This is a genomic window from Buchnera aphidicola (Muscaphis stroyani) (genome assembly GCF_005080865.1).
In the GTDB taxonomy this organism is placed as follows: Bacteria; Pseudomonadota; Gammaproteobacteria; order Enterobacterales; family Enterobacteriaceae; genus Buchnera; species Buchnera aphidicola_AG.
The window spans coordinates 393,339-405,327 of record NZ_CP034861.1 but is presented as its reverse complement, the minus strand read 5'-3'; the positions used below and the strand labels follow the sequence as shown (position 1 = coordinate 405,327).

General features: G+C 27.6%; 9 protein-coding genes and 1 pseudogene. 6 read left to right on the top strand and 4 right to left on the bottom strand.

What is annotated here, in order from left to right:
• The first annotated feature begins 6 nt into the window (after positions 1–6).
• From infB to D9V75_RS01795, 6 genes are all read left to right on the top strand, one after another.
• Positions 7–2,526 (top strand): translation initiation factor IF-2, encoded by a 2,520-nt coding sequence (gene infB / locus D9V75_RS01820; RefSeq protein ID WP_158343676.1) that lies wholly within the window; start codon positions 7–9, stop codon positions 2,524–2,526.
• Positions 2,527–2,597: 71 nt separating this feature from the next.
• On the top strand, positions 2,598–2,966 hold the full coding sequence (gene rbfA / locus D9V75_RS01815; RefSeq protein WP_158343674.1) for a 30S ribosome-binding factor RbfA: 369 nt from the start codon (positions 2,598–2,600) through the stop codon (positions 2,964–2,966).
• A gap of 26 nt (positions 2,967–2,992) precedes the next feature.
• Positions 2,993–3,931 (top strand): tRNA pseudouridine(55) synthase TruB, encoded by a 939-nt coding sequence (gene truB, locus D9V75_RS01810; protein WP_158344065.1) that lies wholly within the window; start codon positions 2,993–2,995, stop codon positions 3,929–3,931.
• Positions 3,932–4,032: 101 nt separating this feature from the next.
• Complete coding sequence (gene rpsO / locus D9V75_RS01805; protein ID WP_158343672.1) at positions 4,033–4,302, top strand: 30S ribosomal protein S15; 270 nt, start codon at positions 4,033–4,035, stop codon at positions 4,300–4,302.
• A 259-nt stretch (positions 4,303–4,561) separates the two neighbouring features.
• Entirely contained in the window at positions 4,562–6,685 is a 2,124-nt protein-coding gene (gene pnp, locus D9V75_RS01800; RefSeq protein WP_158343670.1) for a polyribonucleotide nucleotidyltransferase, read from the top strand.
• Between the two features lie 400 nt (positions 6,686–7,085).
• Positions 7,086–8,882, top strand: a complete 1,797-nt coding sequence (locus tag D9V75_RS01795) for a DEAD/DEAH family ATP-dependent RNA helicase (protein WP_158343668.1) — start codon at positions 7,086–7,088, stop codon at positions 8,880–8,882.
• A 123-nt stretch (positions 8,883–9,005) separates the two neighbouring features.
• On the opposite strand, the gene D9V75_RS01790 is transcribed toward D9V75_RS01795, so the two are convergent.
• From D9V75_RS01790 to argF, 4 genes and pseudogenes are all read right to left on the bottom strand, one after another.
• Entirely contained in the window at positions 9,006–9,398 is a 393-nt protein-coding gene (locus D9V75_RS01790; RefSeq protein WP_158343666.1) for a Rid family detoxifying hydrolase, read from the bottom strand.
• 48 nt (positions 9,399–9,446) lie between these two features.
• Positions 9,447–9,908 carry an aspartate carbamoyltransferase regulatory subunit gene (gene pyrI / locus D9V75_RS01785; RefSeq protein ID WP_158343663.1) on the bottom strand — a complete coding sequence of 154 codons (462 nt, stop codon included), beginning with the start codon at positions 9,906–9,908 and terminating at the stop codon, positions 9,447–9,449.
• A 2-nt stretch (positions 9,909–9,910) separates the two neighbouring features.
• A pseudogene (gene pyrB, locus D9V75_RS01780) lies at positions 9,911–10,842 on the bottom strand (aspartate carbamoyltransferase).
• A 118-nt stretch (positions 10,843–10,960) separates the two neighbouring features.
• Positions 10,961–11,977 (bottom strand): ornithine carbamoyltransferase, encoded by a 1,017-nt coding sequence (gene argF, locus D9V75_RS01775; RefSeq protein ID WP_158343661.1) that lies wholly within the window; start codon positions 11,975–11,977, stop codon positions 10,961–10,963.
• Positions 11,978–11,989: the final 12 nt, after the last annotated feature.

Genomic DNA, 11,989 nt, shown 5'->3' with positions numbered 1-11,989 from the left:
AATAGTATGACAGATATAAGTTTAAAAGCTTTATCACACGAAATTAAAATTTCAGTTAAAGATTTAATAGAGCATTTATCTAACATCGGAATATTTAAGTATGAGAATGATTCCATTAGTAAAGAAGAAAAAAACTCTTTATTAAAGCACATAGATAAAAATAAAAAATTTTTATCAAATACTTTAATCTTTAAAAGAAAAACGAGAAGGACTTTAAATGTATTAACAGTTGGAGGCAAAAACAAATCTATTCAAGTAGAAATTAGAAAAAATAAAACTTATGTAAAAAATTCTAAATTAGATGCAAAAATTTTTTCCGAAAATTTAGAATCTAATTCTTTAATGACAAAAAATAATATTCAAAAAAAGCAAAAAAAACAAAATATTTCAAATAATTTAAAAAAATCCAATACAATAAAAAATAAAAAATTTAAAAAAATCATTGATTCAAAAATAAACGAGATAAACACTCAAAAAATTTTAAAAGAAAATATAGAAATTCATAAATTTTATCAAAAAAATAAAACAGATTATCATTTAACAACATTTTTACATTCTCGCGAATCTGAAGAAGATAACAATAAATTACTAGAAAAAGATAAAAAAAAATATCATTCAAATTTAAAAAATTATAGAAATAAAAAAAATAATAAATCTAATTATAATAAAATTAAAAAAGAAGAATTAAAATCTGTTTTTATTAAAAATAATAATAAAAAAAATAAATCGATTTTATTTCATCAAACGTTTAAAAAACCTGATTTTACTATTAATAGAGATGTTGTACTTGGAAGTAAAATTAGTGTTTTAGATTTATCTAATAAAATGGCAACTAAAAGCTCAGAAGTCATAAAAACTATGACAAACATGGGGATATCAGGGAGAATAAATCAAGTTCTTGACCAAGATACAGCTCAATTAATCGCTGAAGAGATGGGTCATAAAGTAATTTTGCACCGAGAAAATATATTAGAAGAGTTAATAATGAAGGATCGAGATATGGGTAATGAAATTTTTATAAATCGAGCCCCAATAGTGACTATTATGGGTCATGTAGATCATGGTAAAACTTCTTTATTAGATTGTATTCGCTCTACTAAAATAGTTTCGTCTGAGTCTGGAGGTATTACTCAAAATATTGGCGCTTATCATGTAAATACAGACGCAGGATCTATTACGTTTATAGATACTCCAGGTCACGCTGCTTTCACCGCAATGAGATCTCGAGGAGCCAAAGTTACTGATATAGTTGTTTTAGTTGTAGCTGCAGATGATGGGGTTATGCCGCAGACGATTGAAGCTATTCAACATGCAAAAGAAGCTAATGTACCAGTAATAGTAGCTATTAATAAAATAGATAGATTAGATTCTAACATTGAAAAACTTAAAAATGATTTAATGAAGTATGATATTCATTCAGAAGAATGGGGTGGTGAAAACATATTTGTATGTATTTCCGCGAAAACAGGAAAAGGAATTGATAAACTTTTAAGTTCTATTTTGTTACAATCAGAAATTTTAGAGCTTAAAGCAGTAAACACTGGAATGGCGGAAGGTGTCGTTATAGAATCTTTTGTTGATAAAGGAAGAGGTCCAATAGCGACAATATTAGTTCAAAAAGGAAATTTAAAAAAAGGAGACATAGTATTATGTGGTTTTGAATATGGTCGCATTAAAGCATTAAGAAATGAAAATGGTCAAAATATAATCAGTGCTGGTCCCTCTATTCCAGTAGAAGTTTTAGGATTATCTAAAGCCCCTTTATCAGGTGACAAAGTTACTGTCGTCCGTAATGAAAAACAAGCTCGAGAAGTAGCATGTTATCGAAAAAATAAATTCAGAGATAAGAAATTAGAAAGCCAAAATAGATCTAGTTTAGAAAACATGTTTGAAAACATAAACAAAAACAATATTTCTGAATTAAAAATTGTTTTAAAATCTAATGTTCAAGGGTCTTTAGAAGCAATTTATGAAGCTTTATTAAAATTGTCTAGTAATGAAGTTAAAGTTAAGATTATAGGATCAGGAATTGGAGGAATTACAGAAACAGATGCTTCTTTAGCGTTCTCGTCTAATGCTATTATTATAGGATTTAATGTTCGGGCAGACTCTGCCGCTAAAAAAATTATTGAATCAGAAAATTTAGATTTACGTTATTATTCAGTAATTTATGATTTAATTAATGAAGTAAAGTCCTCAATCATAGGTCTTTTATCCCCTGAATATAAACAAAACATTATTGGATTAGCTAGAGTTAGAAATGTGTTTAAATCGCCTAAGTTTGGTTTTATTGCTGGATGCATGGTAACAGAAGGAATTATTAAAAGAAATAATCCAATTCGAATATTACGAGATAATGTAGTTGTTTATGAAGGTGAATTAGAATCACTTCGTCGTTTTAAAGAGGATGTAAGCGAAGTTCGTAATGGTATAGAATGTGGAATTGGAATAAAGAATTATAATGATTTGCACGTTGAAGATACTATTGAAGTCTTTGAAGTTAAAGAAATTAAAAGAACATTTTAAAAACATAGTTTACATGAAATATTTATTTTATATTTTTTTCCATATAATATATTTAATTTGGTAATATAATTATGGACAAATCATTTAGTCGAGCGTCACGAATTGCATCAGAAATACAAAAAAAAATAGCTTTGATTATTCATCATTCTCTTAAAGATCCGCGCTTTAAAATAGTGATCACAGTATCTGAAGTTCAAGTTTCTAAAGATTTATCTAATGCAAAAATTTTTATTAGTTTTTTAGACTATCATAAAAAAGAAAATTCTAAAAAAATTTTGATAATTTTAAATAAAGCTTCTGGTTACATTCGGAAATTGTTATGCAAAGAAATGAGATTAAGAATAGTTCCCAATATTGTTTTTTATCACGACAGTTCTTCGATACAAGGAAATAAAATCTCTATGATATTAAACAATTTGATAAAAAATAATGATATCTAATGATGAACAAATATAAAGATAAATTAATGAATTCTCGTAAAAAACGAGATATTCATGGATTTTTTTTATTAGATAAACCTAAAGGAATATCTTCCAATTATGTTTTACAAGAAGTTAAACTGATTTTTAATGCTAAAAAAGCAGGATACATTGGTACTTTAGATCCTTTAGCAACTGGTATGTTGCCAATCTGTTTTGGAGAGAGTACAAAATTTTCTTATTATTCAAATATTTCTGATAAAAAATACCATGTAATTGCTAAATTAGGTGAAACAACTTCCACTTCTGACGCTAGTGGGGCAATTATAAAAAAAAGACCCATTTTGTTTTCATCTCACGATCTTGATGCGTCAATAAAAAAGTTTACAGGTTGTATTTATCAAATACCACCAATGCATTCAGCTATTAAACATAATGGTATACCTTTGTATAAATATGCTCGAAAAGGATTACAAATTAATCGAAACTCTCGGAGAGTTTATATACATAAAATTGAATTTTTAAGTTATGAAAAAAATTTAATAGAATTCATTATTGTTTGCTCTAAAGGAACATATATACGTACTCTTATTGAAGATTTAGGAGAAAATTTGGGATGTGGGGCGCATGTAGCTAATCTACGTCGATTACAAGTAGCAACTTATTCTTATTCTAAATTAGTAACAATATCTGATTTGTATAAGTTACTGAATATTAAACATATTAAAAATATTAAATTTTTTAAAAAAATAGATGAATTATTAATGCCGATTGACAGTCCTGTTTCATTTTTTCCTAAAGTTTATCTTTCGTGTAAAAAATCATACAATTTTAAATCAGGACAATCAGTTATTTTTGACTCGAATATTAAAAAAAGTTTAGTTCGAGTATTTGAAGAAGAGAATAATAAGTTTCTTGGGTTAGGAAGAATTAATGTCAATAAATTATTAATTCCTCATCGATTAATTTCTGAAATTCACTCATAAAGTTATGCATTGTTTAATTTTAGACGATCATGTTATTATTTTCAAAATGTTTTACTGAATTAGAAATTTTTAATCTAACTTAAAACTATTTGGAGTTCTAAATGTCTTTTGGTTTAATTGATACAAAAAAAATTATTTTAAAATATGGTAAAAATAAAGCAGATAGCGGAAAAACAGAAGTTCAAATTGCGCTTCTGACTACTCAAATTGATCATCTTCAGACGCATTTTATTCATCATAAAAAAGATCACTGCAGCCGAAGAGGTCTTTTGCGTATGGTTTCAAAACGTCGTAAATTATTAGATTATTTAAAGAACAAATATATATCTCGTTATTCTGAATTAATTGAAAAATTAAATTTAAGACGATAGTTGATATTATTATTTTAAAAATTTTTAAAATACTTAAATAATATAAATTACAAATATTTATAAAGGGCTTTTTGCTAGCCCTTTTTTTACAGTTTTATTACGTTATTTTTTATAAAGTATAAGAATTGTTCATTAATTAAAAAAATTGGAATTTTATAAATTTTTTAATGTTTTGAATAAAAATGCGTTTTTATTCCCAAAAAGTATGATTGTAACTGATCAATTTATACAAAATTAGTTTTATATTAAGGATATTATTTTGCTCAATCCCATTGTACGTAAATTTCAATATGGCCAGCATACAATCACTTTAGAAACAGGTATAATGGCTAGGCAAGCGACTGCTGCAGTCATGGCTAGCATGGATGATACAGCGGTTTTTGTCACTGTTGTAGGTCAAAAAAAAACAAATACAGATCAAACATTTTTTCCGCTTACTGTAAATTATCAGGAACGTACATATGCAGCAGGTCGGATACCAGGTGGTTTTTTTAGAAGAGAAGGGCGTCCGAGTGAAAATGAAGTATTAATAGCACGTCTAATAGACAGACCAATTCGACCTTTATTTCCTAAAGGTTTTTTCAATGAGGTTCAAATTATAGCTACAGTAGTATCAGTAAATCCTCAAATTAATCCTGATATAATAGCGATTATTGGTGCATCAACAGCTCTTAGCTTATCAGGAATTCCATTTTATGGCCCAGTTGCTGCGTCTAGAGTTGGTTATATTAACAGTCAGTATATACTGAATCCTACAAGTGATGATATGAAGTCTAGCTTTTTAGATGTAGTTGTTTCAGGAACTCAAAATGCTGTTCTTATGGTAGAAGCTGAAGCAAAAATTATCAGTGAAGAAACAATGTTAGGCGCTATTTCTTTTGGTCATCAACAACAACAAGTAGTAATTAATAATATTCGTTCTTTATCAAATGAAGCCAGTAAATTACCTTGGACTGTATCTTATCCAGAAATTGATAAATCACTGGAGCTTAGAATTATTAAATTATCTGAACAAAATATAAGAGATGCTTATCTTATCTCTGATAAACAAGAAAGATATGAAAAGTTAAGTTTTATTAAAGAAGATATAATAAATTTATTTTTAAATGAAAATTCAAATATAAATATTATAGAAATTGAAGATGTTTTAAAAAAGATAGAAAAAAAAATAGTACGCGACCGAATATTGAACAATAAAACACGAATTGATGGAAGAGAAAAAGACATGATTCGTGCATTAGATGTTCGTACAGGTGTTTTACCTAGAACGCATGGATCTTCTTTGTTTACCAGAGGCGAAACTCAATCTTTAGTTTCTGTTACCTTGGGTACGTCTAGAGATGCTCAAAATTTAGATGAACTATTAGGAGACAGAACTGATAATTTTTTATTTCATTACAATTTTCCTCCTTATTCTGTTGGAGAAATAGGAATAGTGGGATCACCTAAGAGACGAGAGATCGGACATGGTCGTTTAGCAAAAAAAAGTCTTTTAGCAGTAATGCCTAAATTAGATGATTTTCCATATACTATTAGAATAGTATCTGAAATCACTGAATCTAATGGGTCCTCTTCTATGGCTTCTGTTTGTGGAGCATCTTTAGCTTTAATGGATGCTGGAGTTCCTATAAAATCAGCTGTTGCTGGAATATCAATGGGTTTAGTTAAAGAAGGAGATAAATATGTATTGCTTTCAGATATTTTAGGAGATGAGGATCATTTAGGAGATATGGATTTTAAAGTATCTGGAACTGAAGAAGGTATTACAGCATTGCAAATGGATATTAAAATAGAAGGTATTACAAATGAAATTATGCATAAAGCTTTAAATGAAGCTAAAGCGGCTCGATTGCATATTTTGAATGTAATGAAACGAGCTTTGAGTATTCATAGAAGTGAAATTTCTGAATTCGCTCCTCGAATTCATACTATTAAAATAAATCCTGAAAAAATTAAGGATGTAATTGGAAAAGGAGGTTCAGTTATTCGAATGCTTACAGAAGAAACTGGAACAATCATTGAAATTGAAGATGATGGAACTGTTAAAATATCAGCTTCTATTCAAGAAAAAGCAAAACATGCTATTCAAAGAATTCAAGAAATTACAGCTGAAATAGAGGTTGGTAAAATTTATTCTGGTAAAGTTACTCGCATTGTTGATTTTGGAGCTTTTATTTCTATTGGATTAGGAAAAGAAGGTTTAGTTCATATTTCTCAAATTTCTGAAAAAAGAGTGGATAAAGTTTCTGATCATTTAACAATTAATCAAAAAGTTTTAGTGAAAGTACTAGAAATAGATCGTCAAGGACGTTTAAGATTAAGTATTAAAGAAGTCAAAAACTCTATTATCTCTAATACATCTATAAAAAATATTATTATCTGATATAATTATTATTACTCATAGATAAAAAATTTTTTATTTTTAATAAAATATAGATTTATGTCTTATCAAATAGTACCATATAAAATAGTATTTTTTTTAATTTTTTATTACTTGAATTAATTTTATTTTAAATTTTTGTTGATATTAAACTATATTTAATAATAAAAAAATTTAATAGATTGCTAATGTTATTTTTTTAAAATATATTGTATATATCTAAAAAATCATTAGCAATAAATAATAAATATATTTTTTAATCTTTGTATTTAATACAAATTTATTTACTTATTTTTAAATTAACTAATTTTTTGCCGGTTCACACCTTTCAATGAGAATATATAATATTTTCATCATGATTTATGTAGACTGGCTACTGTAACTTAAAAGGCATATCTACTGCATGACTCATATTGAAAGCACATTTTCTTTTCTTGGTTTAAATTCTTTTATTATTCAATCTTTAAACGAAATGGGATATGTTAAACCTTCTCCCATTCAATTAGCTTGCATTCCTCTTCTACTCAAAGGTCGTGATGTTTTAGGAATGGCTCAGACGGGGAGTGGTAAAACAGCTGCTTTTGCTTTGCCTTTGTTGAATAACTTAGAAGTTTCGTTAAAAGCACCTCAAATTTTAGTTTTAGCTCCAACAAGAGAGTTAGCAGTTCAAGTCGCAGAGGCTTTTTCAGCTTTTTCTAAATATATGATTGGGGTAAACGTATTACCTTTATACGGTGGTCAAAGATATGAGTTACAACTTCGAGCATTGCGACAAGGACCTCAAATTGTTGTAGGAACTCCTGGACGCTTATTAGATCATTTAAAAAGAGAAACTTTAAATCTTTCCAATTTACATGGATTAGTTTTAGATGAAGCAGATGAGATGCTAAGAATGGGGTTTATTGAAGATGTAGAAACAATTTTATCTGAAATCCCTAAAGAACATCAAACTGCATTATTTTCAGCTACTATGCCAGCAGCAATACGTAGAATCTCCAAAAGATTTATGAAAAATCCTCAAGAAATAAAAATACAATCCAACATAACAACTCGTCCAGATATAAAACAAAGTTATTGGATAGTTTATGGTAGAAAAACTGACGCTTTGATCCGTTTTTTAGAAGCTGAAGACTTTTCTGCTACTATTATTTTTGTTAGGACTAAAAGTGCTACTTTAGAAGTTTCTGAGGCTTTAGAAAAAAATGGATACAATAGCGCAGCTTTAAATGGAGACATGAACCAAGCGCTTCGAGAGCAAACCTTAGAAAGATTAAAAAATGGTCGATTAGATATTTTAATCGCTACAGATGTTGCTGCTCGTGGTTTAGACGTAGATAGAATTAGTTTTGTTATTAACTATGACATTCCTATGGATTCAGAATCTTATGTGCATCGAATAGGTCGTACAGGTCGAGCTGGTCGTACAGGTCGAGCTTTATTATTTGTAGAAAATCGTGAACGTCGTTTATTAAGAAATATTGAACGTACTATAAAACAATCAATTCCCGAAGTTCAGTTGCCAAAAATTGAATTGTTATGTCAAAGACGTTTAGAACAATTTTCAAAAAAAGTTCAACAACAATTAGAAAGCAAAGATTTAGATGAATATACTTCTTTACTAAGTAAACTATATCTAACAGATGATTTAGACATTAAAACTTTAGCAGCCGCTTTGTTAAAAATGGCTCAGGGTGAGAGACCCTTAATTATCAAGCCAGATAGAAACATTCATTCTCGAGAATTCATATTTAAAAAAGATCGTCGTCGCGAAGAGTATCGAAATAATAGAAATCGACGAGAACGAAAAGATATGAAACCAGTTGATTTATATCGTATAGAAATAGGGCGTAATGATGGAGTTGAAATTCGTCATATAGTCGGAGCAATTGCAAATGAAGGCGAAATTAATAGTCGTTACATTGGAAATGTAAAGTTGTTTTCTACTTACTCTACTATTGAACTACCTAAAGGACTTTCAAAAGATTTATTACAAAAGTTTATACGAACTAAAATTTTAAATAAACCTATAAACATAAAATTATTAAAAGATTCAAGATTTTATGAAAACAAGTCGTATAATCGCTATTCATTTGATAAAGTTAAAAATAACAATCATCGTTTCCTTGAAAAACCTATAACTAAATCTTCAATACTTGTAAATAAGAGAACATCATCTTTTTCCCGTCGCAGAAAGGTATGATTTTTTATGCCGCTTTGCGGCATATTAAATATTTTATATGTCTAAAATTATTAAAAAAATTTTGTATATTATGTTGCATCAAAATATATTTTATATTTTTTATATGACTATTTAAAATAAGTATTAATTATTTTTCTTAAACGCAATTGCTTCAATTTCTATTTTTACATTTCTTGGTAGCGCTTGAACTTCCACACAAGATCGAGCAGGAAAATGTGATTGATGATCTTTAAAAAATTTCTTATAAATTTCATTAATTATATCAATTTTTTTTAAATTAGTAGTAAAAACTGTAGTTTTAATAATATTTCTTAATGAAAATCCAGCTTCATCAATAATAGATTTTATATTGTTTAATACAATATAAGTTTGTTCAGCTATGTTTTCTGGAATACAACCAGATTTTACATCAATTGGTATTTGTCCGGATATCATTAAAAAATTTTCTATTTTTATTGCTTGAGAATAAGGGCCAATGGCTTTAGGCGCTTGTTTTGTCATAATTATTTGATTCATAAAATATCATCTTATTCCTGTTGTTTTAAATAGTGATGGTTTTATTTTTTAATGTGATAAAACTGTGTTTTTAGAAAATTCTTTTTCGCAATATTTGCATTTTAAATACATGTTATCATTCATATCTTTTTTAAAAATAAAACTAGAAGTTATACAGTGATTGTGACTAATGCAATTGCTATTTGGACATATTAGAATGCGATCTATTTTTTTAGGTAAAGTAGGAAAAGTTTTTTCTACTAAATTGTATTGATTAATATAGTTAACTGTCGCGTACGGAGCATAAATAGCTAATTGATTGATTTGATCATCACTTAGAAAAGTATTTTCAATTTTTATAATATCTTTTTTTCCTATTTTTTTAGAAGGCAAATTTAAACCAATGGTAATGCGTTTTTCTGTTTCAGTAAATCTAAATAGAGATAGTAGCTTAAAACCAATATGAGCTGGAATATGATCTATAACACTTCCAGATTTAATTGCTTCTACTTGAAGTTTATTAATTTGCATTTTTATGAATATTTCTCAATTAATACTAAAGATAAAATTGCTTGACGTGTATAAATGCCATTTTCTGCTTGTTTAAAATACCAAGCGTAAGGAGTATAGTCAACATCGTGATTTATTTCATCTATTCGAGGAAGTGGATGTAATATTTTTAAATTGCTTCGAGCATTTTTTAAATTTTTAGCATATAAAACAAATTTTGATTTAGCGTTTGCATATTCAGTAGGATCTAGCCTTTCTTTTTGAACTCTCGTCATGTACAGAATGTCTATTTCAGAAATTATTTCTTCAATATTTTGACATCTTTTCCAATAGATGTTTTTTTTATAAAGCATATCATTTATATAATTTGGCATTTTTAATGCATCAGGTGAAATGAAGAAAAATTTATTGTTTCTGAATTTCGCAAGAGCTTGTGTTAAAGAATGAACAGTTCTGCCATATTTAAGATCTCCTACCATAGCTATATTTAAATTGCACAATCTAGTTTGTGTCTCTTTAATCGTAAATAAATCCAACAAAGTTTGAGTAGGATGTTGGTTGGATCCATCTCCTGCATTGAATATTGGTATACCATTAGAAAATTCAGATGCTAAACGTGCTGATCCTTCTTGAGGATGTCGAATAATAATTCCATCTACATAAGAACTAATAACAGAAATTGTATCTGCTAGAGTTTCTCCTTTTTTTCCTAAAGAAATATTATTTCCGTCAGCAAATCCTATTACGGAAGCGCCTAAACGATGAAGAGCAGTTTCAAAAGATAGACGAGTTCGAGTAGAGGCTTCAAAAAAACAACTGGCGACGATCTTATTTTTTAGAAGAGTTTGATTATTTTTTTTTTTAGTATCTCTGATTTTTCTAAAACTAATTCTAATTCATTACGTTTCAGATCATTTATAGAAATTATATTTTTTTTATATAATGAATTTATCAACTGCAATTTTTCCTTTTTTTAAAATAGATGATATAAAGTATTTTTTTTAAAATTAAAAAAATAATACAACACTCAGTTAATATTAAAATATATAAAATTTTAATTTTTTAAAATATATCTAAAGGTCTACATTTTTCAACAGACTTAGTAATAAAATAGATTTTATAGTATGCAATCTATTTTCTGCTTGTTCAAAAATAATGTTTTCATGTTTTTTAAAAACATCATTTGTGATTTCTATGCCATTTTTAAGTGCGTACTGTTTTAAAATAGACTTGCTGATTTCAGTTTTTTGATCATGTAAAGCAGGAAGGCAATGCAATACTTTTATTTGAGTATTATTAGTCATGTTTAACATTTCATCGTTTACTTGGTATTTTCTTAACAATTTAATTCTTTTTTCCCATATTTCAGCTGATTCTCCCATAGATACCCAAACATCAGTGTAAATGAAATCTACATTTTCTATTCCATGAAGAATATTTTCAGTACAAATTACTTTTCCATTATTTTTTTGAGATCTTTTTTGACATGTAATAAAAAATTTTTTTTCTGGCCAATATTTTTTAGGAGATATCAAACGTAAATCTAATCCGACAATAGACGCAGCTTCTAATAAACTGTTTCCTATATTATTACGAGCGTCTCCAACATATGCGCATTTAATGTCAGAAAATTTTTTATTTGGAAATATTTCTTGTATAGTGAATAAATCAGATATTAATTGTGTTGGATGAAATTTTTCAGTTAATCCGTTCCATACTGGTACATTGGAATATTTCGATAAAGTTTCTATAATTTCATGATTGTGTCCTCTATACTGTATTCCATCGTACATTCTTCCAAGTATTTTTGCAGTATCCTCAATTGATTCTTTAGTTCCAAGATGAGTGCTCCCTGGGCCTAAATAGGTAACATTAGCTCCTTGATCAAATGCAGCAACTTCAAAAGAACATCTTGTTCGAGTGGATTCTTTTTCAAAAATTAAAACAATATTTTTTTTTCTAAGCATTGGAATTTCTTTATTTTTTTTCTTTAGTACTTTAAGTTTTTTAGATAAAGAAATAATTTTTTTTAATTCTGAACAAGTAAAATCTGACAATTTTAAAAAATGGCGCTGATAAAAAGAGTTCATAATGAATTCTCT